Raw genomic sequence first — 25,615 nt, forward strand, 5'->3', positions numbered from 1 at the left:
GTGGCATGGGCACTGTCGCCGTCCTTGTCGGTGATGGTGGCGGTCAGGGTCACCAGGTTATCCGAGGTCAGACTCGTCGAATCATCCGGATTGGTAGGGTCGGGATGCACTACGGCCCGTTGCTGGTCGAGGGTGACGTCACCGTTGGCAGCAACGCTGACCGTGAACACCAACAGGTTGGTGGTGGCCGTGCGGCCTTCGACTACGGTGCCGTTGAGCGACAGGTTGACTGCCTCACCAGTGGCCGTATCGGTCAGCCCGGAGGCACCGGCTACCACGCCCAGTGCATAGGTCAGCGTACCGGCACCGTCGGCGCCAAACGCCGAGGTGAAGTTGGCGGCGAAGTTCTGGGTGGCGTCGGTCGTCAACACCGTTTCGTCGACCGTCAGCGTTGGCTCGCTGCCGGTGGTGCTGATGCTCGGTCCGTCGTCCTTGAACACCAGGTTCTGGCCGATGTTCAGGGTGGCATGGGCACTGTCGCCGTCCTTGTCGGTGATGGTGGCGGTCAGGGTCACCAGGTTATCCGAGGTCAGACTCGTCGAATCATCCGGATTGGTCGCGTCGGGATGCACCACGGCCCGCAGCTGGTCGAGGGTGACGTCACCGTTGGCGGCGACGCTGACCGTGAACACCAGCAGGTTGGTGGTGGCCGTGCGGCCTTCCACGACGGTGCCGTTGAGCGACAGGTTGACGGCCTCACCGGTGGCGGTATCGGTCAGCCCGGAGCCGCCCGCGACCACGCCCAACGCATAGGTCAACGTACCCGCACCATCGGCGCCAAACGCCGAGCTGAAGTTGGCGGCAAAGTTCTGGGTGGCGTCGGTGGTCAGCACCGTTTCGTCGACTGTCAGCGTTGGCTCCGTGCCGGTCGCACTGACGCTCGGCCCGTCGTCTTCGAAGATCATCTTGGAGCCGATTTCGGCGGTCGAGGTGGAGGCTTGGCGCAGCGAGAAGCCGCCGATATCAAAATCGGCGTGGTTATCGCCCCTGGCGTCTAGGGCCGCCCCGTTCTCGATGAGCACGCGGTTGTGATCTGAGGTTGTGGTGTATTCAATCTGGTAGCCGGCTTTAATGCCGGTGAGTGTTGCAACCCCACCCGTAAAGCTGATGGTGATGGTCGGATCATTCACCGAGCCGTCGGAGTTTTCGATTACCAGCCCGGTGCTATTGTTGATGACTTGAACATTGGTGATGGCAACCGGCGTGTCATTCGCATAGCCGTTGACGAAATTCGCGCCAGGTTCAGCAGCGGTGCTGAATGCGCTGATTTTTACCACCGCACTCTTACCGCTTTGCAACTGTACGACGTCGAAATTGGCCGATGTCGAATTGTAGACGCCGGTAAAGTCGATGTTGGACTCAACATCGGCTTCGGTCTGACTAAGGTTGGGAACGGTCACATCCTGCCGGGCACCGGTGACGAACGAAAAGCGGATGCCTTCCTGTTCCACAATCATCTGGTTGTTGGTGCCTATGGTGGTCGGCCCACCGCCCTGGCTGGTATTGATCGTGTCGCCGGTGTTTATGTTGGCGCCACTTGACTGGTCTGCAGGGTCCTTACCGGTGGCGATGATGGTGGGATCGGTGATCCGCACAACACCATTGACGGTTTCAGTTGTCGGGTTCGCTTTCGTGAACATCAGGAAGAGGTTCTGACCCGAGGGCGCACCGGCCAGGCTGAATCCCAGGTCCTGAGTGACTCCGACGAACACCTTATCCTGCAGATTAAGCGAATCATCGGGATTCGTCGCATCGGGATGCTTGAGCGGTTGGTACTCCACGGTCCAGATCTTGCCGCCCGTGACCGGCGATCCGGTTTCTTCGATATAGCCAGCGAACACGATCGCGCCGGCTGGGCCACCGGCTCGGCCCACAACGATATTGTTGTTGTTCGTATCGGTATAGAGAAGGATGCTGGTGCCATCGAGGGTATCCAGTCCACTGTCCACGCCGTCGAGCGGTGCGCCAGCGCTGTCGACGAATCTGATGTCGGTAATGCCGGACGCGTCGGTGAGGGTGAACGCATTGCTGCCGGTGTCGCCCGCGGCACCGGTATAGCCACTCAAGGCCGCACCTGTTGCGGTACCTGCACCCAGTGCGGTCAAACGGGTAGAGAAGGCCGAAGGTAGAGAGGCCAGCAGAATGTCGTTGTCGTCAGCGTCTCCCGCGGGGGTTGGCGTGGCGGTGAGGTTCTGCAACCCGGCCGTTTCATCCAGCGTAACGTTTGCACCGGGCGTAACGCTCAGAGCGTTGGCCGTAATCGACGTTAAGTTGAGAGAGGTCGGATCGCTCGTTAGCGATGAATTTTGCTCGCGAATAGTCATGACGTTCTCCTGAGCAATTACGGTCATCGAGGCCTGACCATTGACCTCTACAACTATGACTAAGCGCTGGAGATTGAACATTGGCCGATACTCCCAAACGGGGTGGGAGTTTCGGCCTATATGGGAGGGGGAACGGAGTGAGGACGCTAAAAAGCGGCACCACATATTCCGTTTATGTATGAGGATATGACGCCGGGGCTCAAGGTTGTCCGGTCTTTACCCGCCCGTATGTCGAGCTGAATTTGAGTCAACTCGGGCGGCCGGATTTGGGAACCCCCCAAGTGATTACTGGCAGGCGGAGTTCATGCGCTGCTTCCTCGCCGCCGAATCACGATGGGCTGCTCGATCAGCCGCAGTTCGAGCTCGCCCGAGGCCGGCACGAAGCGCGGGCCAGTGCTTTCAGGCGTTGCCCGCAACCTCCAGGTGCGCTGCACCTTCGCCAGTTTGGCGACTCCCGACGCCACGGACCAGCGCCGGCAGACCTTCTCCAGCTTGAGCGGGTAAATGGTGAGTTGGTCGCCGTTGAAGTGCATGCGCAGGAAGCATTTATGGTCGGCGATGCGTTGCGAGGAAAAAACCACCTCGCTATGCAGCCCCCATAAAGTGTTGGCCATCACCATCCAGGCACCGAATAGCAGGCCTCCCAAACTACCACCGAGCACCAGTGTCCCCACCAGGAACAACAAGACCTGGAGCAGGTTTTCTACCTCGAACTGCAAGTAGTGGATGTTGATACGGCCCATGAGCCACAGCAGCCCGATCGCCAGTCCCAGATGAAGCAACCCGTGAACGGCCCCGACGCCATAGGCAAGCTTTCGGGTGCGCTTGACCCCGGCGGCTGAGAGCACTGCGCAGCCCAACACAATGGTCACGGCGAGCATCACCGACGAAGGACTGTGTGCCAGGACCAGGACCAGTTGTCGCCATACCTCGCGCAGGTTGGGAATAGATACTTCGAGGCCAGACAATACCTCGACGAGGCTGCGATTATCGCGCGCCGGGTGGGGCACCTTGCTGGCGCTTTCTACCATCCAGTCGAACAGCAGGTACAAGATAGCCAACATGCCGCAGAACGAGAGGTTGTGGGTGGGTAGCCGCCATGCCCGGTTACGCAGCTGTTCGGAGGTTTTTTTATCCGGGTAGGTTGCCGCCAGCTCGTAGTGCTGTGGCGTTCCGCCGACGCTGATCGGCTCGGGCGGATCGGGAAGTTGATGAGTGCCATGCAGGAAGGCGCCACCGCCTCCACAGGTGATGCGTTGCGGTGCTTGGCTGCCGGCTTTTGGCTGGTAGCGCGCGTAGTGGTGCGAGTCTCCGGCCAGGACCACCGCCAAGTGGTCACCCAAGAGCTGTTCGATCTCGCGCAGACTGCTGAAGCGCAAGGTCTGGGTCTCGATCGAGGGCAGGGTCTTGCGCCCCACGCGTGCGAGTCGTTCGGCCTCATCCACCCAGCTCGGCTCGGGTGTACAGAGGATCACGCGGTCGCCTGGCTGCAGTTTGGCGCGCATCTCTTCGAAGTACTGCTTCTGCTGTCGATCGATCATCGACTCCAATTGCAGGTCCAGGCCCCAGATCCACCAGCCATTGGGCAGCTGCAGTACGTAATAACTGGTGCGCTGACGGGTTTCCCAGCCGCCGATGGGCTTCTGCTCGCAAAACAGTTGAGAGAAACCGCGCAGGCCGTCATACCAATCGTGGTTGCCGGGCGTCGCCACCATCCACGGTGCACCCGGCTGCGGCACGGGCTGGTCCTGCTCATTCGGGCGAACCTTGGGGACCGGCGCGGGGAAGGCGGCGCGGAAGGGATCAAGGAAGCGGGTGCGATAGCCGGATTGGGCCGGTGTGGGGTAGACCTGATCGCCGCCGAGCAGCAGCACGTCGCCGCGCGGCAGCGTGAGCTCCGGCAACTTGACATCCTGGCTGACGCACAGCGCCATGGAATAGGTGGAGTCCCAGCCATCGCCGGTATCCGCCAGGTAGTCGATCCACACGTCACCGTCGGCAGCCACCTGGATGGGCGGGTTAGAGTCCCGGGGGTTGAGCATGGCCAACACATCGCGTGGGTCTGCGAAGGCACCCATGGTGGTGGCGGCGGCCGATTGCATGCCCGTGCGCATGAGCTGAAACGGGCCTAGCCAGTTGACCATCGACTCCTGGGTGTAAAGTTCGATGCGGCTATTGGTCGTGGAAGATTGGGTGGCGTGGGTCATGGCGAGGAGCGCAGAGTGCCCCTCTTCAAAGTGTCCCTCTCCAGGGCGGAACTCAATCGATTGCTCCTTCATCGCCTAGCCTCCATTGCTGTAAAGAGTCCGGGTACATCAGGTGGGGTTTGACTTCTTGTCGGTTGATTCAGAATAGGTCAGTTATGCGATAGCCGCCGGTTCATGGCAAGACGATCAAAACGATGGACCCGCCGCAATGGCGGGTCCGGAAGGGGGATCAGAGTGTCGGCAACTGCCCGATGCGACCCATCATCTCGGTCACGATCTGCAGGTCCAGCAGGAACTGGTCGACGGTCTTGAACTCGTTGTCGTTGTGGCCGGTGTACTTGAGCTCGGGCCTGGCCAAACCGAACTGCACGCCGTTGGGCAGCTCATGGACCGAAGTGGCGCCGGCTGAGGTACCGAACTTGTGTTCCATGCCAAGGTTTTCGCTGGCCACGGCCAACAGCGCCTTGACCCATTCACCTTCGGGGTTGCGGTACATCGGCTCGGCGATCTTGTAGTCGAAAGCCACTGCAATGTGAGTCTTCTTGCTCCAGGCACCCAGCTTTTCGGCGATTTCAGCCTTGAGCGCTTCCGGGGACTTGCCCTTCGGCACGCGCAGGTTGACCGCAAGCTTGAAGGCTTTTTCATCCATCCCGACATAGGTCAGGGAGGTGGTCAGCGGCCCCATGAAGGCATCGGAAAAACCGACCCCCAATTTGCCGCCCAGGTAGTCCAGCCCCCAGTTGTCGACGGCGTAGCGGGCGGCGTCGGTAATGTGGTTGTGCTTGAGCGCGACCTTGCCATCGAGGCTGTTGATGAAGCCCAGCATCCGTGCCACCGGGTTGATGCCTGACTCGGGTTCGGAGGAGTGGGCAGAAACGCCGGTGACCGTGAGCTTGACGTCCTTGCCGACGACCTTGGCGGTCACCTCGAAGTTGCCGCCATTGCGCTTGGCATAATCGCTACCTGCCTTCTGCAGACTGGCGGCCAGTTCGGCGGGCTTGTCAGTTAAAAGGGTGGCGACCGACGTCGACGGAATCTGGTTGGTTGCCAGGCCGCCCGTCATTGAGGTGATTTCGGCACCCTTGCCCTGAGCGTTGCGCCGGGCGAAGTTCGCCATGACGGTGCCGTAGCCTTTCTCGGCAATCACCACCGGGTAGCCGCCATCCAGCGCCAGGTTATAGTTGGGTGTCGGGTTGTGTTCGAAGTAGTAGGGGATGGCGTCGCCGGTGGTTTCCTCGGTGGTGTCTACCAGCAGCTTGAAATGGCGAGCCAGCGGCAGCTTCTCTTCCTTGATGATCTTCATGGCGTAGAGCGCAACCACGATGCCGTTCTTGTCATCTTCGGTGCCTCGGCCATACATACGGTCGCCGACCAGGGTGACCTTGAACGGATCGAGGCGGGTGCCGTCTTTCAGGACCCAGTTCTCCGGCGTCACGGGCACCACATCGGCATGTGCGTGAATGCCCACGATTTCGTCGCCAGCCCCTTCGAGGGAGATCTCATAGACGCGGTTGTCGATATTGCGAAAGTTCAGGTCGAAGGCCTGGGCAAGGCCCTTGAGCTTGTCGGCGATCTTGATGAATTCAGGGTTCTCGTGCTGGGCCACACCGTCCACGCGGAAGGTCGGGATGGCCACCAGTTCGCGCAGGGTCTCGGTGGCCGCGTTGCCGTACTTCACCCGCGCATAGAGGCCAAGCAGGCGATGAATCTCGTTCTGCTGTTCAGCGGAAAGGGGCTTGTTGCCCTGGAAAGCACTGATTGTCGGGCCAAGATTGCCGGTTTTGGCAAGCTCGCTCTTGGCCAGGCGTTCCAGGAACTGCCTGAAATCCGTTACTGATGCATCGCTGAAGGTCTTGAGGATGGTCGCGCTCTGTTGCGGGGTAATGTTGGCGTGCGCTGAGGTGGTGAACGACGAAAGGCTGGCCAGCATCAGGGTTGTCGCGGCCAGGTGCTTGAGTGAGAAATCCATTGCTGGGGGCATTCCTTTGCAGGTGGTTGGTAGGAAATATCTGATTGATTAGTCAGAAACTTTTCCAAATTAACACCAAGAGGGAGTAGTACGGGAGTACCTGAAGTGCGATCTGTCGCACAGAAATGCAAAAGCGACGCAGAAATGAAAAAGCCTACCAATGCAACTCGAAGGCATTTTGCGCGCCCGTCTGGAGGCTGCTGCCCAAGCGTTTGCACTCGCGAGAAAGGGTGTCTTGCAGCCATTGACGGTCATCCCCTTCGGCGCGACAGAGGCGAAAGCGCTGCAGGCGAGTGGGTATCAGCTCCAGCGTCTGCAGGTGCCCGTCCGGGGCCAGCGAGGCAAAGTACAAAAGCCCCAGGTCGCCGCGATATTCTGCGTGGCCCTCGATGCCTTCGTAATCGTTCAGCAGATCCCCGCAGCCATAGAGAATCAGGCGTTCGCGATACACCTCGATACCCTTGATGTGGTGCGAGGAGTGGCCGTGCACCACATCAACTCCGGCCTCGTCGATCAAGGCATGGGCGAACCGGACCTGTTCACGAGGGATCTCAAACCCCCAGTTGCCGCCCCAGTGAATGGAGGCCACCACCCGATCCCCCGGATTTTTGTACTTGAGAATTCGTTCGGCCACAGGGCGCAGGCTTTGCATCGACAGATCTTCCAGTCGCGCGACGCCCGCGCGGCTATCCGTGGCGGCCCACTGCGGTGGAATGCCGCTGTCGGGAGCGCCGAGGCCAAACACCAGCAAGCGCCGCCCGTCAGGCTGCGCCAGCACGGCGGGCGCTTCGGCGGATTGCCGGTTGTGCCCGGCGCCGGCACTGCATATGCCGTTGTTCGCCAGGGTGGCCAACGTATCGGCCAGGCCAGGCGCGCCCCAGTCCAGCACATGGTTGTTGGACAGCACGCAGCAGTCGATGCCGGCGGCACTGATGGCCGGGAAGTTCTCCGGGCTCATGCGGTAATTGATGCCCTTTGGCTCCGGTCGTCCGCGTCGGGACACCGCTGTTTCCAGGTTGATGATGCGTGCGTGTGGCTGGCGACGTTCGAACTCATCCAGCGCAACGCCCCAGATATAGTTGAAATCGACCGGGCGGGGAATCGGGCTATTGCGTCGTTCTGCCAACCGGACGTAATCGTCGGCTTTCTTGACGTAGTCTTCGTAAAGCCGTGGATCGCCAGGATGCGGCAGCACTGCGTCGATGCCTCGGGCGGTCATGACATCGCCGGTGAGAAACAGCTTCAGCGTATCGGTAACGGCTGCCATGGCACCCTCCGGATATCCCGAATAGCCTGGTTCAATAGTAAATGTCTGTTTTAAAACAAATTAGTTTGTTTTTGGGCTTCCCAGATGCAGCGAAAGTTGATAAATTTCCGCGCGTTCTTGCAGAGGCCCTTACGGGGCTTGCAGCGTAGGGACGCAGCAGCTCGATATTGCTCGCAAGCTGCGAAATCAGAAAGAGAGTGCCAGGCACTCATCGCAACAGCTACAGGGGCGTCGCCAAGCGGTAAGGCAGCAGGTTTTGATCCTGCCATGCGTTGGTTCGAATCCAGCCGCCCCTGCCATTTTCCTTACACTCATCCAGTCATGACTCAGTCGGCGGTATTGCGCGAGTCCAGGATGGTCGTGTTTACGAGAAACGCCAGTGCCGATTCGGCCTGGCGTTTTTTTGTGTCGGTTAAATATCCCTCCGAACGCAGCGAGCGCGACGCCGTAGCGGCGCGCTCGTCCGTCACTCAGTGGGGCGCGCGAGGGATGGTCTTGAGCAGGTCTTCAGGGCTGATGTGCCCGACAACCTGCTGCACGCTGCCCGGTTGCGGCAGACCAAGGATGTGCCCCTTCATCTTGCCGATCACGTGCATCTCGCAAGGCTTGCAGTCGAACTTCAGTGTCAGCACTTCGTCACCGTGCACCAGCTGCATCGGCGCGACCTTGGTGCGCACGCCGGTGACGCCTTTGGCCTGCTTGGGGCAGAGGTTGAAGGAGAAACGCAGGCAGTGCTTGGTGATCATCACCGGCACCTCGCCGGTCTCCTCGTGAGCCTCATAGGCCGCGTCGATCAGCTTGACGCCGTGACGGTGATAGAAGTCGCGGGCTTTCTGGTTGTAGACGTTGGCCAGGAACGACAGGTGGGACTCCGGGTACACCGGTGGCGGATTGGTCTCGGCCTTGCGACCACCCCGTGGGTGGGCTTCGATGCGGGCCGCGGTCAACGCTTCGATGACTTCGCGGCGCAAGGCCTTGAGCTGCGAGTTCGGGATGAAATACGCCTGCGGTGCATCCAGCTTGATATCCGTGGCGTGGTACTGCGTGGTGCCCAATTGGCCGAGCAAGTCGTGCAGTTGCTCCAGGGCTTGTTCCGGCTTGTTGGCCAGGCCGAATGGACCGTCCAGGGCGACATTGGCGCTGACACCTTCCTCGCTGGTGGCGGTCAGTTCCAGGCGATCCTCGCGCAGGCGAGCGACCCAGGCCAGGCCCACCCGGCGCTCGGCGGAGGTCTTGAGCAGGGCTTGCTGCCAGTTGTGGTCGAGGTTGCGGCTCAGCGGGTGATTCGGCCGCAACTGGTGCAGCCCCTTCGGCATTTCGTTGGGCTCGACACGGTAGCGGTAGCGCTTTTCACCGTCTTCTTCGAACTCGCCTTTCGGTTCGGCGATGTTGGTACGCCAGCCCACCACCTCGCGCTTGACCAGCACATTGAGGCCGTCGCCGTTGGACAGCGGTTCGTGGGTGACCACCAGCAGGTCGCGCTTGCCGACTTTCTCCACCACGCCCACCGGCAGGCCGGTGAAGGTCGGCGAGTCGAAGGCGCCGATGTCGATCTTGCGCTCGCTGACGAAGTAGTCGGTGCTGCCACGATGGAAAGTCTTGTCCGGATCGGGCAGGAAGAAGTGCGCGGTGCGGCCGCTGGAAGCGCGAGCCAGGTCCGGACGGTCTTCGAGGACGTCGTCCAGGCGCTGGCGATAGTAGGCGGTGATGTTTTTCACATAGCCCATGTCCTTGTAGCGTCCCTCGATCTTGAACGAGCGTACACCGGCTTCCACCAGCGCGCGGATGTTGGCGCTCTGGTTATTGTCCTTCATCGACAGCAGGTGTTTTTCGTAGGCGATCACACCGCCTTTTTCATCCTTGAGGGTGTAGGGCAGGCGGCATGCCTGGGAGCAGTCGCCACGGTTGGCACTGCGACCGGTCTGCGCATGGGAGATGTTGCACTGGCCGGAGAACGCCACGCACAGCGCGCCATGGATGAAAAATTCGATGGCCGCGTCGGTCTCGTCGGCAATCGCGCGGATCTCCTGGAGGTTCAGCTCGCGGGCCAGTACCAGCTGCGAGAAACCGGCCTGATCGAGGAACTTCGCCCGCGCCAGGGTGCGGATGTCGGTCTGGGTGCTGGCGTGCAGCTCGATCGGCGGGATGTCCAGTTCCATCACGCCCAGGTCCTGGACGATCAGCGCATCGACACCGGCGTCATACAACTGGTGGATCAGCTTGCGCGCCGGCTCCAGCTCGTTGTCATGCAGGATTGTGTTGATGGTGGTGAACACCCGCGCGTGATAGCGACGGGCGAATTCCACCAATTGGGCGATATCGCTCACCTCGTTACAGGCGTTGTGGCGGGCGCCGAAGCTCGGGCCGCCAATGTACACCGCGTCGGCGCCATGCAGGATGGCCTCGCGGGCGATGGCCACGTCGCGGGCGGGGCTGAGCAATTCCAGGTGATGCTTGGGTAGGGACATGTTTTTTTAGTCTGGCTTGTCACGGTCAAGGTGCGCATTGTAGCGGCGAAACGCCTGACCGGCACCCATGTGCTGCCCGATGGCGTTTGTCCGCTGAGCAACACGAATAACCATCGGCTTCATCCCTTGGCCGAATCCGATGGCTGATGTGATGAATCTGCCGCTGAGCAAGGATGGACAGGATATTCAGCCATGATTAATCGCAAGTGTTCGATGGCTTCCTGGTATTTACGATCGGCGTTGCGTCTTTTCTCCTGGTACTGCGTGAATTTTTCCGCGTCCATGTGGGGCTGATCGAGAAGATCAAGGGCGGCGCGGCTCAGGTCATAGGCTTCATTGAACAGTTGTCTGTTTCGTTCAAGCGCCAGATTCAGACAGGCTGTCGCTTGCTCGGAAGTCATCGTACCGTTCATTTGCCGCACCCTCTCGATTGGCGTGAAGGGGGAAGGATCAAATTCAAAGACGCTGGATCAAGACCCGGCTATCGACCGCGCCGCCACACCTTGAGGTAGTCCACGCTGAAAGTGGAGGGCAGATCGGCGTCGTCGACAACGCCGAACCAATTCCACATGGCCTCGCTGTCAAAGTTGATTTGCATCGGGAAGAACCAGTGGGTGTTCTTGGCCTCTCGCACCAGGACGCCGTCTACGTACCAGCGCAAGGTGTCGGGTTGCCAGTCAAAACCGTAGACATGAAAGTCGCGGGCCAGGCGCCACGGGGCGATCCAGCTGCTGCCGTCGCTGAGGTGGGCGGTGCTCTGTGGCGTGGCCCAGACATGGGCGTTCATGTTGTATAGACGGTCGAAGGCAGCGCCCTTGGTCTTGCCGCCGATCTCGAATATGTCGATCTCCGTGGCATTGTCGGCAATCCCCGTCCACGCTAGCCAGAAGGCGCTGGAACCCGCCGATTCCATGGGTTTGGCGCGGGCTTCGTAGTAGCCGTAAAAACTGCGCTCGATCGTGCGGACCATCGCCGAGCTATAGCCTTGGTAACCCAGCCGAACGTACTTTTGCGGCACGTTTTCCTTGCGGAAAACGATGTTCAGATGGCCATCACTCAGGTAGGCATTGTTCGGCGTAAACAGCGCCGGTTTACGCCCGAGCGATTCGGTGCCCGTGGCATTGTTGACGTGCCAGCGACTGGTGTTAAGGGTCGCACCGTTGAAGTCGTCGGAAAATTGGCTGTCCACCCTCCATTGGCCGACATTGGCCTGATCGGACAACGGCAGTTCGGCATTGATCCGCTGCGGTACAGTGTCCAGGGGGCCAATACGGGTCCAGGAATTGGCCGCCTTGGGGATAGCGACGGACCATTTTTGCGCCAGATACTGAAACACGCGCTGCCGTTCCTCCAGAGAGGCCAGGTGACGGTCGTACACCAACACTTCCGCGATGTCGCCACGCAAGTCTTCGGTGCTACCGACCACATTGCGCCCCACCGCAAACGGGCCTATGGGCACGTCGTTGAGTTCCAGAACGAAGAGGGCCGGGGCGTAGGCGGAGGACTGTTGCACGCTGATCGCGAAATTTGGTGCCACGTTGTCGTTTTCAGCGATCCACGGGCGCGAGCTGAACAGCCGCTGCCAGGTCTCGCCGCCGCTTTGCCCGTTCAGTCTGCGTGACACGATCAATAAGGTCATGGGGCCTTTTGCGGCACGAATTGTCTTGCCAAGGAACGCCGACGAGCCACTCAAACGCACCACCGAATGGCCATTCATGGCGTCCTCCACACGCAGCGGAAGTGCGGCGCCTGCGGCATCGTCTACGGTAACGTCATTGGATTTGCCGGACTTGTCGTGCCACCGCAGGAGGTGGTTCTGGGCATCGAAGGTCATTTTTGAAGCATCGGCAGCGTCGAGCCACAGCACCAGGCCGTTGGCCAGCGGCGGGGGAGTACCCCCCGACGCGTAGCACACCACCGATACCAGGGCTGCCAAAAGGATGTACCTGCTCATACCCATTGCTTTAACACAATCGATGCGGCCAATCCGGGTTGGGAGCGGTATCCGTGCGGATTACACATTTGCCATCGCCAGGTGTCGATGATCATCTGTATCAGGTCGCGCTGTGCGTACCAGCCCAGATCACGCCCCGCCTTGGTGGGGTCGGCCCAGCATTCGGCGATATCGCCGACACGGCGTGGCGCGAACCGGAACGGGATGGTAATACCGGTAATGTCCTCGAAGCTGCGGATGATTTGCAGCACGCTGTGGCCAATGCCTGTTCCCAGGTTCCAGACGTGGATACCGTTTCTGTTCTGCAACGCCCGCAACGCTTTGAGATGGCCTTCGGCAAGGTCGACCACATGGACGTAATCGCGCACGCACGTTCCGTCGACAGTGGGATAGTCGCTGCCGTATACGGTGAGTTCGGGCATTTGCCTCATCGCGACTCGTGTCAGGCAAGGCAGCAGATTGTTGGGCTTGCCATTGGGGTTCTCCCCGATCAGCCCGCTATCGTGAGCACCAATCGGGTTGAAGTAGCGCAGCACCGCAATGCTCCACTGCGGATCGGACAGGCACAAGTCGGTGAGCAACTCTTCGATCAGCAGCTTGGTACGACCATAGGGATTGATCGGTTTGCCTGTGCCCAGATCTTCAATGAGCGGTATCTGTCGGGGAATGCCATACACCGTGGCCGATGAGCTGAACACCAGTTTGAAGACCTCGAATCGGGCCATCGCATGGCAAAGATTGAGCGTGCCAATGACATTGTTGGCGTAATAGTCCAGCGGCTTTCGAATGCTTTCCTCCACGGATTTGAGACCGGCAAAGTGCACCACGGCATCGATGTCGTAGCGGCTGAAGATATCATCGAGCAGGTGGTTATCGCGGATATCACCTTCAATGAAGTCGACTCGCTTGCGAGTCAGATACTCCAGGCGCGCGAGCGATTCGCGGCAGCTGTTACACAAGTTATCGAGGACCAGCACCTGTTGACCGGCGTCAATCAGGGTCAGGGTGGTATGCGAGCCGATGTATCCGGCCCCGCCGGTAATCAACGTGGTTTTGTGCATGATGAGGCGTTCCTGTCACAAGGAAATTGCGCGAGTCAGGAGAATGTGGTCCGGGTAGGAGAAAGGTTGTCGGGTGCGTCCTCTCAGCGGGTGGTGAAAACCGATTTGAATTCTTGCATCCAGCGCGGATGCATCACGCTGTACGCCACGGCATAGCTCAGCGCGCCAACCACGATGCTGCAGAACAGGTGCAGGTAGCCTTGAACACTCAATCGGGAAGAAACCATCAGGACGATCGCAGCCATGACCAACGAGGCAACCACGCTGCGATAGTTGGTTTCGAAAAACAGCCGCCAGTCATAGCCGATTGCGCGGTTCAACCCACGGATTTGCAGTGGCGTGATGATCGCCATCCGGGCTAGCAGGGCGAGGGCGGCGGCCATGCCGCCATAAAGGCTGCCGAAGCTATAGACCAGCGCCAGTGCCAGTACGGTGGTTGCCACTTCGGCCTTGATGGTCAGGTGGCTGCAATTGACCGCGACCAGTGCGGTTGTGGCGTACATGGCGGTATTGCCGATGGCTGCCGTGCACGCAAGCACTTGCAGCAGGGGAATGGCCTCGGTCCATTTGGCGCCGAAGATCAACAGGATCAGGTCATGCGCCGTGAGTGCGATGCCGATGAACAGGGGCGTCAGCAGGAAGCCGCTGACGGCGGTCGAATCGCTGATGATCGCGCGCAACCGCGAGGGATCGGCGCTGCGCCGGGCAAACACCGGCAGCGCATAGCTGATCAGGCCGTGATAGATCGCCGTGCGCGGCAGATCGATGATGCGCATCGCCATGTTGAACATGCCCACCGCGTTGCTACCGGCCGTCATGCCCAGGATGACGGTGACCCCGCGCTGTAGCGTTTGCGAACTCAGCGCGTTGATGGCAACCGGTGCGCCGGCCTTCAACAGTTCGCGCAGGAGCGGGCCGTCAATGCTAAAGGCAATGCGGCGCGGGTCTGCACGCATCAATACGACAATGGACACGAACTCCATGATCAGTACCTGGGCAATGACCGCCCAGGCCCCCAACCCCCAAAGCGCGACAGCGATGCCACCCACGCCACCACACACTTTGCCCAGTAACGTGCGCGACGCCAACATCCTGAAGTTGCCGCTACGGCGCATTTGCGCCACATAGACCCGCGCCATCATGGTGAACAGGATTTTCACCGAGGCCACCGCCGTCATCCATCGCAGCACCGGGTCGGGTGTGTACAGCGTTACCGCGCCCGAGATGACGACGATGGACAGCAGGCTGACGAGTACCGACGCCCAGAAGGCTGTGGCGATGTGTTTGTCTTCCAGTCGTTCGAGTCGTACCAGCGGGTCTTCCAGAACCGAGGAATAAATCATCCCGATCAACTCGACGACGGCAATGATGACCGTGCCCACCCCCAACTCTGTGGGCGACAGCAGCCTGGCATACGCGACAAAGGTAATCATCGACAGGAAAATCAGGCCGAATTTCTCGGTGAAAATCCAGATCAATTTAACCAGACGATGATTGGCCATGGCGGATACCGGCTCAATGAGCGGTGGTGGACGCAGGTGCCTTGCGCAATGATTGGACGCATGCATAGAGGAAGCGCAATGTCGGTTTGCCGTTCCTGAAGATCAGCGCTTGCCAGGAATACTCCAGCATTCGCCGGTACACACCGATCACTTGGGCATGCTCTCCTCTGCGGGAAAACAGTTCGAGAAAGTCGGAGAGGCTGCCCAGCGCGAAATCGATCCGTTGCTGCTTGCTGAGCTGCGCGCCAAATTGGGCGAGGAACGCTTCGATGAACTTGATCTTGTACGGGTAGTACCTTGTCGGTTGCGCGGTCATGTTGGCGCTGTTGACCATGCGCTGCAGCAGCACCTCTGGCACCGTATGGACCTCCCAGTGTTCGGCGATCCGGGTCCACATGAAGCGGTCTTCGGAGTAACGCAGGCTGGCATTGAAGCCGCCGAGTTGCATGATCACGTCGCGTCTGACCATCGCGGAGGAAACGCCATTGAGGACGTTGGCGCGGATGAAATCGTCGAAATGCCTACCGTTTTTTTGCCGGTCTTCCAGTATTCGCCTGCCGTCGCTGTAGTCGTTATGCACGTAGCAATCTATCAGCCCCACCGGCCGTCCCTGACGATCCAGTTCTTCAAACAGTGCCACTTGTTGCTCCAGCTTTCGCGGATACCATCTGTCATCGGCATCGAGAAACGCCACAAGAGTCTCTTCAGTGTGCTGCAGGCCGTGGTTGCGGGCGCTGGCCTGGCCTTCGTTGGCTTGATGCAACAGCGTCAGGCGAAACGGCGCCTTGAAGTCCCTGACCCGTTGGGGTCCATCATCGGTGGAACCATCGTCGATGACGATGACGTGATCGGGCAGTCGCGTTTGCCCGGCCACGGACGCCAGTGTTTGCTCAATGCTGTCGGCGCCGTTGTACATCGCGATTATGACGCACACGGTATTGGGTGAAGGGTGGGCTTGGTCTGGCATGGTTATTTCTCCTTTCGTTACGCCTTGGCTGAATCGCGCGGTAATGCCTCGCCGGACGGACGCTGACGCAGGGTTGCTGCTGACAACACGGGGTATTTCGCGTGGTGATGCCGAAAGGACAGGGCCAGGACGCAGAACACCAGAAACTCCGCCGAGCGGTAGTTGGGCACGACATACGCTACATAGTTGGTGAGCATGAATGATCCGACGATGACCATCGCGCTGACATGAAACCGTGCCGATTGGTCCGCCATCACGGCCCGATAGTGTTTTAGCAGTGCCTCGACCAGCATGAGGAGCAGCGCTATCAACTGAACGATACCGCCGTTCAGCAAGGTTTCGATGTAGCCGTTGTGGGCATTACCGATGTAACCCCAGCGGCTGATAAAGACCTCGGCGCTGGGGCTGGACCAGAAGGCGCCGAAGCCGTAACCCTTGAGGAATTCGGCGTCGATCAGCGGTGTGAGCAGGCCCCAGATCAACGTGCGGTCGGTGAGTGATGGATCACGACCGGTCAGCTCCAGCAGCAGCGTGTAGTTGCCGTAGAGAAAGAGACAGATCAGCAAATAGACGATCGTCGTGCCGAGGAATGCGGGCCATGAACGGTTGATGTGCAAACGGATCAGCGTGAGGAAGTACCAGTAACTCACGGTGCCGGCAATAATCAGTGCTGTGGCGGTGGCGGATTGGGCCAGTGCAATCGCGATCAGTGAGAACAACGAGCAGATGATGGCCCGGGGATTGCCCTGACGGATCATCGGCAGCAGTAGCAAAATGGCGATCGCGTTGATCCGGGCGCCGGCATTTTTATCCGGGAAAATCCCTTTGAATGCACCCTCGCGAACACCGCCGTAAATGAAGGCGACATCGGGCCTGACAAGCGCCAGTATCAAGCCGAACAACGCAGCGGCGCCGATGAGACAGCCGAGCATGAAGGCGATTTTCTCGAGGCTGTAGTTGTAGGCGATGAAACCCGCAAAGAAGACCACGCTGATCAGCGCCACAAAACGTTTGAAACTTAACATCGGGTCGTGGGACCAACTGATCGATACCGCCAGGCAGAGCATGAACACCAGCAGGAAGACGTTGTTCCTATAAAAGCTTTTGCTGAGGAAGACCTTGTTGCGGATGAAGAAGAACAGCGGTACCAGCAGGGTGATCAGACCGCAAATCTGATTGACCGCGTTGCCTTCGAGGTCTTTTTCGGCTGCGTCCAGATTCGACGTATCCGCCAGCCCGGAAAAAAATCCGATCACCTGGATGTAGAACAGCACACCGAACAGCGTGAAGGCGTTGCGCAGCGTGCTGTACCTGACTTCCAGCGTGTTCATGACGACTGGTTCCCGAGTAGTGCATCGAGATAAGTTTTCGCCGCGCAAGCGCTCACGAAACGGGCGGCGGCATCGATGCGGGCCTGGCGATTTACATCACGCGGCAACGTCAGCTGCATCGTGATGGCCTGCGCCAGTGCGTCAGGGTCGTCGACGGCCACCAGCGGAGCGATCGCGCCATTATCGAGAATCTCTTGCGGCCCATAGGGGCAGTGAGTCGATACCACCGGAGTGCCAGTGGCCATGGCCTCGACCAGTGCGTTGGGGCTGCCCTCGAAACGCGACGACAGTACAAAACAATCGGCCGCCGCCACTTCTGCCATCGGATCACTGGTATAGCCTGGTAAATCGAACCGGTCGGCCACGCCCACGGCAACCGCTTGTTCGAGCAATTGGGCCCTGAGCGCGCCTTCGCCGAAAATGATCAATCGGGCACTGGGATCGGGCAGTCGGGCGAAGGCGTCGATCAATACGTCAAAGCCTTTTTGTCGCGCCAGGCGGCCCACGGCGACAATCACCGGGGTGGACTTTTCCTGCAGCCAGCGGTGGTTTGGACGCGCCGGTGCCTTGTCGCGAAAATCGTTGTCGAGCACCGGATTGTCGGCGATGGTGACATCCTGGGGGCGGGTGATGGTGGTGTCGATCAGATCCTGGGCGACGCCGCGCGAGACGCAGATCACCGGATTGGGGATCAGTCGATACAGCAATGGTGCCAACAGATACGCTGTGCGCACCGTCAGCGTGGGGTTGACATATTTGTCTTGGGAAAACGCGTTGCGCTCGCTGACATGCAGGCGCGCCAGCGTACCTGACAGCGCGGCGGCAGCGATGGCCACGACGTTGACGTGGGTGAGGGCGGCCAGTAGCGCGTCGAAGCGATTGTGGCGAAGAAAGCGTGCCAGCGCCGGCACGGCCCTGGAGCTGCGCGCGCTGTGCAACTCGACCTGTTTTACCCGTGGGTCGAGGTGCGCCGAGTTCACGCCGGCGCCAGTGAGCATCAGTAAAGTCACGTCATTGCCAGCGTCAGTCAGTGCTCCAGCGAGGCGCGCCATCATTTTTTCGGCACCACCCCCGCCCAAGTCCTGCAGGATAATCAGCAATTTCTTCATTGATTCCATACCTGGTAATACGCCTGCGCGGCGTATTGACTGGTGTACTGGCGGACTGCATCAGCGGCTACTTGTGCGTTTGGCGCAGCCTGGTCTTGCGAGGCCAGGCTGCGTAGCATCCCTTCGGCCAGTGCCGGTACATCATTGACCTTGACCAGTTGGCCGAGTCGGCCGTTATCAAGCAGCTCCCTGGGCCCGGTCTCGCAGTCGCAGGCCAGCACGGGCGTACCCAGCGCCAGGGCCTCGATCAGGACGGTCGGCAAGCCTTCATGAAAGGAACTCAGGATCAGCAGTCGTGCATGCCTGATCAATGGGTAGGGATTGCTCAGGAAACCAGTGAAATGCACACGGTCCTCGATGCCCAGGTGGTTTGCCTGCAATGTCAGCGCGGCGAGTTGCGGACCATCGCCAATGATCACCAGATCCGGCAGCGCGGCGCTGCTCAAGGCCATGGCATAGGCATCGAGCAGCAAATGGAAGCCCTTCGGTTCCACCAGCCGGCCCACTGCCAACCAGAACTCGGTCGGCAACCCTCTGAGCAGGGGCGTCTGCGCGGCGCTGAGCAGTTGTTCAGTGACCACCGCATTGGGGCAATAACGGATACGCTGGCGCCCCCAGGGCACCAGATCGGCGAGGGCCTGATGCAGGCCTTTGGATACCGCCACGACTTGATCGTTGCCACAGAGGTACAACCCATAGAGCAGGCGCAGGGTAGTGAGGCCGATTTTCTGTTCGCCGCAATCCAGTGCCGCATGACGGGCGTAGATGACCTTGCATGAGCGACCCAGGGTGGCAAACCAGGTGCAGAGGTTGGCCTGTTCCTTGGCGGCGATAAGGTGGGTCACACGCTCACGACGGATAAGGCGACGCAGCACTCCGATCGACTTGAGCAGACCGAAGAATCCATTGCCGCCACCATTGAAGGTGGCCGCTTCTTCATCGTCCGCGGTATCGCCGTTCATGACGAAATAACTGACTCGTTGGCCGTCCTTGAGAAACTGCCGGGCCAGGCGCAGCTGGACACGCTCCAGGCCGCCATCGGGCTTGAAGTCCTTGAGGATGAACAGGATATGCATGGTTGGCGCTCAGGGATAAGTGATATGGATCGTCACTTGGCGCCGGACGATCATCGCCAACAGATGAACAAAATTGGTTGGGTAATCGACCAGGTAGCGCTTGATGGTGTGGGGTTCGCGGTACATTCGATAGAACGCGCGCAGATGCAGGCGGTCGATCAGCTCAGGGTAGTAATGGTGTGTGGCCGTCGCCTCTTGGCGTATGAAACCGCCACAGGTGAATGCCACACCGTTGAAACCGGCACGCAGGGCATCCTGTTCGAACTGCTCTTGAAGCCCGGCGCCCAGACCGACGATCAGGATGTTGGCTTCACTGCGGCAGATGTCCGCTTGAATGCACACGGCCTGCGGTGCATCGAAATAGCCGTTGTGATGACCGGCGATAAGCAACGCCGGGTAGCGCCCCTTGATCTTGTTGATGAACAGGTCCAGTTCGGTTTGCCTGGCACCGACAAAATAGATGCGCTTGCCTTGTCTCTCGGCGCAACTGAAGACAGCGTCGGCGATGGACGTGAAGTCAAAGCTGACCCGGCCGATCGTCCGGCCGGTGAAGCGCGACATGAAGGTAGACATCAACATTCCATCGCAAAAATAGGCGATGGACGTCGGATTCCGGTCGAACAGACTGCCGATGGACGCAAAGTTAATGAAGGAAAATGCTTTGTTGGCGTCCAGCAGGTTCGGTGCGAAATGCCCGATCAGTTCCAAATCTATCATGGCTGACTCCTTAATAAATGTCCTTTGAGAACAACGTGAAAGGGGTCTTGACGAGAATCTTGATGTCCAGCCACAGCGACCATTGGTTGATGTAGTTGAGGTCCTGGGCGACGCGCTGCTGCATTTTTTCCAGCGTCTGGGTTTCACCGCGATGCCCGGTGATCTGGGCCAGCCCTGTGATTCCTGGCTTGAGTCGATGACGGGCCATGTAGGCGCGTACTTTGCCGGTGTAGTAAATATTGTGAGTGACCGCGTGCGGTCGCGGGCCGACAAGGGCCATTTCACCGAACAGCACGTTGAACAGCTGCGGCAGTTCATCGATCGAGCTACGGCGCAAAAAGCGCCCGAGCGGGGTGATGCGTTCATCTTCGCGAGAGGCTTGGCGCACTTCGCTGTCGTCATGCACATGCATCGAGCGGAACTTCCAGACCTTGATCACCTCGGCGTTACAGCCGTAACGATCTTGTTTGAACAACACCGGGCCGGGCGAAGAGAGCTTGACCGCTGCCGCCACGATCAGCAGCAAGGGGCTGAGCACAATAATGGCCACGGCGGCCAGGCTACGTTCGAACAGCTCTTTGCAGAGCAGGCTGCCGGGGTGCGAACTGATGAGGCTTTCATTGAGGTAGATGGCCGGCATTCGCTCTATTTCCGAGATCGATTGATTGAGCAACACCATGCTGCCGAAATCAGGAATCCAGACCACGTCGACATTCATGTCCAGAAGGTCGATGTACAGGGCTTCAATGATGGCTGCCTGCGCCAACGGCAGGACGATGTAGACCCGGCGTACGTGCAGGTGGGTGATGATCTCGCGAATCTCGTCGATGCGGCCCAGCAGCGGCAAAATGCTCGGTGCCGGGCCGGTATGTTCGGCGGTTGCGATAAACCCCAGTACGGGTACGCGGTTCGGTATGGACAGTTTCCTTGCAAGCCGGCATGCGGTCGGGCAAGTACCGACGATTACCGCGCGGCGTTCGTTACAGAGCTTGCGCGAGTGCAATCGAGCCAGGTAATGCAAGGGCAGGAAGCTTGCAGCCTGGATCAGGTAACCCAACACGGTCCAGACGATGATTACTTGACGCGAAAAAATCGCGCTGGTCTGGGTGACAAAGGCGATGCTGATCAGAACGGCCAGTAGAATCAGCCAGGCCGCCAGCAAACGACCGAGCCCCGACAACCACTCATGACGCTTGTGGTAAACCTGCATGACGCTGTAGATCGGAATCGAGCCGAGCACAGTGAGAACCATCAGGATGCGGTATTCACTGGTCAGGCTGCCGACCCTCCAATGCACCAGCAATATCAATAGCAGGTTGACCAGGCTGAGCGCACACACCCATTGGCCCCAGAAAGTCAGACCTCGCCGGTGCATCATTTGAGCGGTATATAGCGATGTCATCGGCTCAACCTCCAGGCATGGGTTGGACATCGGCGTCGAATTCTGCACGCCCTCGTTCCCGCACGCTGGTATCGATCGACTGGGATGAAGCAGTTTTTGGTGGTTGTTGGAAAGAAGCTACTCAAGAGACAGGCGCAAGGGTTTACCGGGTCAGATAGTCGTAGTTCTGGAACGTATCGCTATGGCTGTAGCCCTGCTTGCGCGCCTTGCGCAGGTCAACCTGATTGAGCACTACACCGAACACCGGCGCGTGGCTCTGTTGCAGAATGGCGAGGCATTTCTGCACCTGGCTGACCGGTGTGCTTTCGGCTTTGATCACGTAAATCACCGCGTCCGAATGCTTGGCCAGCAATAGCGCGTCGCTGACCATTTGCGCCGGCGGGGAGTCGATGATGATGCGCTGGTAACGCGACTTCAGCGCTTCGAGCAGGGGCGCCAGGCACGGCGAGCTAAGTAGATCAAGCGGCGGGGGCGCAAGCTTGCCGGCTGGCAACATGTCTAGATTGCCGACAGTCCGGATACAATCTTCGAGTCGGGCCGTACCCGCCAGGACATTGGCCAGCCCCGGGCTGTCTGCCGGAAAATCGAAATTGAGCGAAAGGCTGGATCGGCGCATGTCGGCATCGATCAACAGGACCCGCTCCAGCAATGCAAGCGAGTAAGCCAGGTTGTTGGCAATGGTGCTTTTACCTTCATCGGCCATGGTCGAGGCAACGAGCACTACCTGTGACGGCTTTTCTCCACCGTGCAACATCAGCCAGGTGCGCAAGTTGCGAATGGTCTCGCAAAAACGCGGATGCTCGTTGTCGTCAAACAATCGCGCCAGTTGCCGACGGCTTCTCTTCGTGACCAGCGGCACCACACTGAGCAGGGGGATATTAAGCGTGCTTTCGACCGCTTCGTCGGTCTTGAAGGTTTTGTTCCGGGCTTCGGATATTAATGCCAGCGCCATGCCGATCAGCGCGGCCGCGATGGCGACAATCACCATGATCAGTGTTTTACGGGGTTTGCTCGGTTCCAAAGGCACAATCGCTGGGTCGACGATACGCGCTTTGGTGGAATCCATGTCTGAGGTGGCCGCAGTTTCCTTCAAGCGAGTGATGAAGGTCTCATACAACGCGCGACTGCTGTCGACTTCTCGCTGTAACTCACGCAGCTGGAACTCCTTGCGCGAGATATCCTGTATCTGCGTCTTGTTGCTGTTGAATGATTTATGCAGTGAGCTTTCACTGGCCTTGGCTAGCTGGTAATCCTGTTCGATGCTGGCAACCACCTGTCGAACCTGTAGACGCAAACTGTCGGTGGCCGTACGCAACTCGGCGAGGGCGGCGATCAGGGTCGGATGTTTTGGACCGTAACGCCCGGACAATTCTTCGACCTTGGCTTGAGCCTTGGCCTGTTGTGCCTGGAATTTCTGCACCAAAGCGTTGCTCAAGACGGCGGGCACACTGGAGAGTCTGCTCAGATCGCCATTGCTCAGGGCCTGGACCTGACGGTACCGGCTCTCGGCTTCCGCCAGGTTACGGCGGGCATCGATCATGCGGTTGCCGGTCATTTCCAGTTCATTGGCGCTGATGGTGGCGACACCGCCGACATCGACCAGTCCTTGTTCTTCCCGATAAGCCTGAAGCTTGTCTTCGGCAATGCGCAGGTTATTGCGCAATTCGACCAGGCGTGAATTCATCCAACTGGCGTTGGTCTGCGAGGACTTCAGGCTATTGTCGAACTGGCTATCAATGAAGCCTTGGGCAATCGCATTGGCGGTTGCGGCCGCCAGGTCAGGGTCGGGCAGTAACACCTCTATGTTGAGCAGTTGGCTCTTGCCGACGAATTTGACGTCGGTGCGCTTCATGAGGTTCTGTGTGACCTCATTGAAAATGTCGGTTTCAGTGGGCGTTACCTGTTGGGGTATCAAAAAGTCCAGTGCCGGCAACCACTGGCCAAGATCAAGGTTTGCCAACCATTCGCGTGGCGTAAACCATGACTGCGGTTGCTGGCGGGGATCGGTTACCGGGTTAGTGGTGAGGTTGAGCTTTTTGACGGCGCGTTCGGCCAAGTCCCGTGATTGCAGAAGCGCCAATTGCGTCTGCAAGTAATCGACGGTACCGGAGCTTGAGTCCGTGACTTGCTGGAAGGTCAGCAGTGGTGGCGTTTTTTCTTTGATCAGCAGGGTGGCGCTGCCGATGTACTGCGCGGGAATGAAAGACAGAATGGTCATCGCAAGCGCACAGGCAAGCAGCACCAACCAAGCGATTTTCCAATGAGCACGCCAGATCACCCTCCAGAATTTGAGCAGGTCAATGGTGTCCTTCTCCTCGCCATGCTGCTGGTGCTGAGGCAGATGCGCCTGGAGCGGACGTTCAACGTAGATGCTTGGGCTGTTATCCATGATTTAGAAAAAGCCTTGTGCAATGGAGATGGTGTCACCGGGAGCGATGGCGGTGCTGCGCGTGACCGTATCGGTCAATGGTGGTGAGCCATCGCCGCGCACGATGGTCACTCGCTTGATCGAGGCCCGTTCGGTCAGGCCACCGCCCAGTGCAATGGCTTTTTCCAGTGTCAGCCCGGGCTCGTATGGATAGCTGCCGGGCTTTTGTACTTCGCCATTGATGTAGAACGAGCGGTAGACGATCAGGTTGAGGCTGACCTTGGGGTCGACCAGGTAACCTTGCTTGAGCCCGTCGACGATGATCTTTTCCACCTGATTGGGGGTGAGCCCCTTGGCGGAGATCTCACCCAGGAACGGATAGGAAAATGTACCGGCGTCATTGAGGCGGATTTTGTCGAAGCTTAAATCCCGTTCTCCGAATACGGTGATGCGCAATACATCGCCGGCTGCCAGTTTGTACTGGGCGCCGGTGTCCGCTGCAAAAGTCACGGGCAACAGCCACGGCACGAACAACAAGCCAAGCATTCGCGAGTTCATGGGGGGACCTCTTAGAGACTTACGTTGAAGCTGAGCAGGAAGATGTTGCGTTCAAAACTATGGTTGTCGGCGTCGGAATTGTCGTTGCGGTGGCGATAGCCCAATTCGATATCCAGCCAGCGGCGCATCTGGTATTCCACGGCGAAGTTGTAGTCGCGAAGGTTGTCGGTGCGGTTCTGCCCCTCGTACTCATAGCGGGCCAGCCCTGCTTCGGCTACGGTTGTGATCCGTTCGGTCCAGCCATGACGCCAGCCAAACAGGGCAGAGCTGGTCTTGACGGCGTCAGCACCGTCGTCGCCCTCGGCCAGCGCCTGGCGAGCAACGAACGAAAAGGTCGAGTAGGTTCGTGGCTTCCATCGCAGGTCCACCTGCCAGGTCGGGTTACTGAGGTCTTTGACACTGCTGTCATCAAAGTTCTTGCGCTCATAACCAAGGCGTACTTTGCCGGTGGTGCGTGCAGTGAAGTCCCACTCGGCACCGGCCAGGACCGCATTGGACGTGCTGTTGAGACGGCTGTCGGAGAGCAGGTAGTCGAAGACGGTATGGTCGTACTCCAGCAAGCCGCGGGTATTACTGCCTATACGGTGGTACCAGGTGGTGGTCAGGCCGGTGGTATTGCGCTCTTTGTCTTTATTGATGCCATCGGAGTTGTCGTAACGAAGTTGAGCGTAACTTGCGCCCAAATCGATCTGATTGGCAGCGCTCCTGGCGCCGTAGGTATAGAGACCATTGACGCGATTAGTGCGAATCTTGTCATTGATGCCATCGACAGCGGTCGATGTCGTGCGCTCGTATTTACGCGCTTCCCCTTCAAGTTTCAGGCGATGGCGGTCGGTGAACTCCATGATGCTGTCGAGCCGCACACGTTGTGCCGTATTCGAGGCGTCCGGATGATCATGATAAATGTAGCGGGTAGGCTGCCAGATAAGTCGCGTGGCACTGTTTCGATCTTCGGCCTTGAGTTCGAAAGAGGGCGCCACCTTGGTCACCATGGAAGACTGACGTCCCCGATCCAGCTCCCGGAAGTTGTCATCGTAGCTCTCTGAAAATAACAACGTGGGTGTGAAGTCGAATCCGTAGATGTTAATGGCCTGGGGGTCGAGACTCCAGGCCGCTCCGGGATATAGAGAGATCACTATCAGTGCGAAGGGGCCATGGGTCTTAAGGGTCATCTCATTGCTCCTTGGGGATGAATCCAATGACTATAGACCGGAAAAACAGGGCCGAATGTGCGCGATGTAATATCGGCCGATGTCAGTGATTTCTTCATGCGAATGGAGTCCGTAAGTGTGAGTGATCACGCGCCTGGAAATAATCCATGAAATAAAAAAGGCA

18 protein-coding genes and 1 tRNA gene are annotated in these 25,615 nt (G+C 59.0%); 1 reads left to right on the forward strand and 18 read right to left on the reverse strand.

Annotated features, from left to right (window positions below; genetic code table 11):
- From AF70_RS03755 to AF70_RS03770, 4 genes are all read right to left on the reverse strand, one after another.
- Positions 1–2,324 (reverse strand): DUF5801 repeats-in-toxin domain-containing protein (locus AF70_RS03755; RefSeq protein WP_256677826.1); only part of this gene is annotated, 2,324 nt, incomplete at its 3' end.
- Positions 2,325–2,626: 302 nt separating this feature from the next.
- Positions 2,627–4,603 carry a metallophosphoesterase gene (locus AF70_RS03760; protein WP_028940782.1) on the reverse strand — a complete coding sequence of 659 codons (1,977 nt, stop codon included), beginning with the start codon at positions 4,601–4,603 and terminating at the stop codon, positions 2,627–2,629.
- Between the two features lie 157 nt (positions 4,604–4,760).
- Positions 4,761–6,500, reverse strand: a complete 1,740-nt coding sequence (locus tag AF70_RS03765; protein ID WP_028940781.1) for a dipeptidase — start codon at positions 6,498–6,500, stop codon at positions 4,761–4,763.
- Positions 6,501–6,654: 154 nt separating this feature from the next.
- Positions 6,655–7,767: a CapA family protein gene (locus AF70_RS03770; RefSeq protein ID WP_028940780.1), complete on the reverse strand. Its 1,113-nt coding sequence runs from the start codon at positions 7,765–7,767 to the stop codon at positions 6,655–6,657.
- A 224-nt stretch (positions 7,768–7,991) separates the two neighbouring features.
- On the opposite strand from AF70_RS03770, the gene AF70_RS03775 reads away from it, so the two are divergent.
- Positions 7,992–8,066, forward strand: a tRNA-Gln gene (locus AF70_RS03775).
- 171 nt (positions 8,067–8,237) lie between these two features.
- Here AF70_RS03775 and AF70_RS03780 read toward each other — a convergent pair.
- The 14 genes from AF70_RS03780 to AF70_RS03845 form a co-directional block, all read right to left on the reverse strand.
- Positions 8,238–10,235: a U32 family peptidase gene (locus AF70_RS03780; RefSeq protein ID WP_018928889.1), complete on the reverse strand. Its 1,998-nt coding sequence runs from the start codon at positions 10,233–10,235 to the stop codon at positions 8,238–8,240.
- 119 nt (positions 10,236–10,354) lie between these two features.
- Positions 10,355–10,648, reverse strand: a complete 294-nt coding sequence (locus tag AF70_RS03785; protein WP_028940779.1) for a hypothetical protein — start codon at positions 10,646–10,648, stop codon at positions 10,355–10,357.
- A 68-nt stretch (positions 10,649–10,716) separates the two neighbouring features.
- The gene (locus AF70_RS03790; protein WP_028940778.1) at positions 10,717–12,189 is read right to left on the reverse strand and encodes a family 16 glycosylhydrolase; all 1,473 of its coding nucleotides are present in this window, start codon (positions 12,187–12,189) and stop codon (positions 10,717–10,719) included.
- Positions 12,186–13,250, reverse strand: a complete 1,065-nt coding sequence (gene galE, locus AF70_RS03795; RefSeq protein ID WP_028940777.1) for a UDP-glucose 4-epimerase GalE — start codon at positions 13,248–13,250, stop codon at positions 12,186–12,188. The genes AF70_RS03790 and galE overlap by 4 nt, the downstream gene beginning before the upstream one ends.
- Before the next feature lie 83 nt (positions 13,251–13,333).
- Positions 13,334–14,752: an oligosaccharide flippase family protein gene (locus AF70_RS03800; protein ID WP_028940776.1), complete on the reverse strand. Its 1,419-nt coding sequence runs from the start codon at positions 14,750–14,752 to the stop codon at positions 13,334–13,336.
- A gap of 13 nt (positions 14,753–14,765) precedes the next feature.
- A complete protein-coding gene (locus AF70_RS03805) occupies positions 14,766–15,719 on the reverse strand; it encodes a glycosyltransferase family 2 protein (protein ID WP_028940775.1) in 954 nt (317 codons plus the stop codon).
- Between the two features lie 17 nt (positions 15,720–15,736).
- Positions 15,737–17,050 carry an O-antigen ligase gene (locus tag AF70_RS03810; protein ID WP_028940774.1) on the reverse strand — a complete coding sequence of 438 codons (1,314 nt, stop codon included), beginning with the start codon at positions 17,048–17,050 and terminating at the stop codon, positions 15,737–15,739.
- Complete coding sequence (locus AF70_RS03815) at positions 17,047–18,159, reverse strand: glycosyltransferase (protein WP_028940773.1); 1,113 nt, start codon at positions 18,157–18,159, stop codon at positions 17,047–17,049. Before AF70_RS03815 ends, AF70_RS03810 begins: the two co-directional genes overlap by 4 nt.
- Positions 18,156–19,235, reverse strand: a complete 1,080-nt coding sequence (locus AF70_RS03820) for a glycosyltransferase (RefSeq protein ID WP_028940772.1) — start codon at positions 19,233–19,235, stop codon at positions 18,156–18,158. The genes AF70_RS03815 and AF70_RS03820 overlap by 4 nt, the downstream gene beginning before the upstream one ends.
- Before the next feature lie 9 nt (positions 19,236–19,244).
- Positions 19,245–19,952 (reverse strand): WecB/TagA/CpsF family glycosyltransferase, encoded by a 708-nt coding sequence (locus AF70_RS03825; RefSeq protein ID WP_028940771.1) that lies wholly within the window; start codon positions 19,950–19,952, stop codon positions 19,245–19,247.
- Between the two features lie 10 nt (positions 19,953–19,962).
- On the reverse strand, positions 19,963–21,354 hold the full coding sequence (locus tag AF70_RS03830) for an undecaprenyl-phosphate glucose phosphotransferase (RefSeq protein WP_032831140.1): 1,392 nt from the start codon (positions 21,352–21,354) through the stop codon (positions 19,963–19,965).
- Between the two features lie 142 nt (positions 21,355–21,496).
- Positions 21,497–23,743: a polysaccharide biosynthesis tyrosine autokinase gene (locus tag AF70_RS03835; RefSeq protein WP_028940769.1), complete on the reverse strand. Its 2,247-nt coding sequence runs from the start codon at positions 23,741–23,743 to the stop codon at positions 21,497–21,499.
- Between the two features lie 3 nt (positions 23,744–23,746).
- Entirely contained in the window at positions 23,747–24,280 is a 534-nt protein-coding gene (locus AF70_RS03840; RefSeq protein WP_028940768.1) for a polysaccharide biosynthesis/export family protein, read from the reverse strand.
- An 11-nt stretch (positions 24,281–24,291) separates the two neighbouring features.
- A complete protein-coding gene (locus AF70_RS03845; RefSeq protein ID WP_028940767.1) occupies positions 24,292–25,452 on the reverse strand; it encodes an outer membrane beta-barrel protein in 1,161 nt (386 codons plus the stop codon).
- Positions 25,453–25,615 lie beyond the last annotated feature (163 nt).

Source organism: Pseudomonas sp. KD5, from assembly GCF_012932895.1.
GTDB lineage: Bacteria > Pseudomonadota > Gammaproteobacteria > Pseudomonadales > Pseudomonadaceae > Aquipseudomonas.

Bases quoted from the DNA above. Each gene is read 5' to 3' on its own strand.
- AF70_RS03790 (WP_028940778.1), bottom strand. From the start codon at position 12,189: ATGAGCAGGTACATCCTTTTGGCAGCCCTGGTATCGGTGGTGTGCTAC.
- AF70_RS03800 (WP_028940776.1), bottom strand. From the start codon at position 14,752: ATGGCCAATCATCGTCTGGTTAAATTGATCTGGATTTTCACCGAGAAA.
- AF70_RS03815 (WP_028940773.1), bottom strand. From the start codon at position 18,159: ATGAAGAAATTGCTGATTATCCTGCAGGACTTGGGCGGGGGTGGTGCC.
- AF70_RS03830 (WP_032831140.1), bottom strand. From the start codon at position 21,354: ATGACATCGCTATATACCGCTCAAATGATGCACCGGCGAGGTCTGACT.
- AF70_RS03840 (WP_028940768.1), bottom strand. From the start codon at position 24,280: ATGAACTCGCGAATGCTTGGCTTGTTGTTCGTGCCGTGGCTGTTGCCC.
- AF70_RS03845 (WP_028940767.1), bottom strand. From the start codon at position 25,452: ATGACCCTTAAGACCCATGGCCCCTTCGCACTGATAGTGATCTCTCTA.
- galE (WP_028940777.1), bottom strand. From the start codon at position 13,250: ATGCACAAAACCACGTTGATTACCGGCGGGGCCGGATACATCGGCTCG.
- AF70_RS03835 (WP_028940769.1), bottom strand. From the start codon at position 23,743: ATGGATAACAGCCCAAGCATCTACGTTGAACGTCCGCTCCAGGCGCAT.
- AF70_RS03770 (WP_028940780.1), bottom strand. From the start codon at position 7,767: ATGGCAGCCGTTACCGATACGCTGAAGCTGTTTCTCACCGGCGATGTC.
- AF70_RS03805 (WP_028940775.1), bottom strand. From the start codon at position 15,719: ATGCCAGACCAAGCCCACCCTTCACCCAATACCGTGTGCGTCATAATC.
- AF70_RS03760 (WP_028940782.1), bottom strand. From the start codon at position 4,603: ATGAAGGAGCAATCGATTGAGTTCCGCCCTGGAGAGGGACACTTTGAA.
- AF70_RS03820 (WP_028940772.1), bottom strand. From the start codon at position 19,235: ATGCATATCCTGTTCATCCTCAAGGACTTCAAGCCCGATGGCGGCCTG.
- AF70_RS03825 (WP_028940771.1), bottom strand. From the start codon at position 19,952: ATGATAGATTTGGAACTGATCGGGCATTTCGCACCGAACCTGCTGGAC.
- AF70_RS03810 (WP_028940774.1), bottom strand. From the start codon at position 17,050: ATGAACACGCTGGAAGTCAGGTACAGCACGCTGCGCAACGCCTTCACG.
- AF70_RS03780 (WP_018928889.1), bottom strand. From the start codon at position 10,235: ATGTCCCTACCCAAGCATCACCTGGAATTGCTCAGCCCCGCCCGCGAC.
- AF70_RS03765 (WP_028940781.1), bottom strand. From the start codon at position 6,500: ATGGATTTCTCACTCAAGCACCTGGCCGCGACAACCCTGATGCTGGCC.
- AF70_RS03785 (WP_028940779.1), bottom strand. From the start codon at position 10,648: ATGAACGGTACGATGACTTCCGAGCAAGCGACAGCCTGTCTGAATCTG.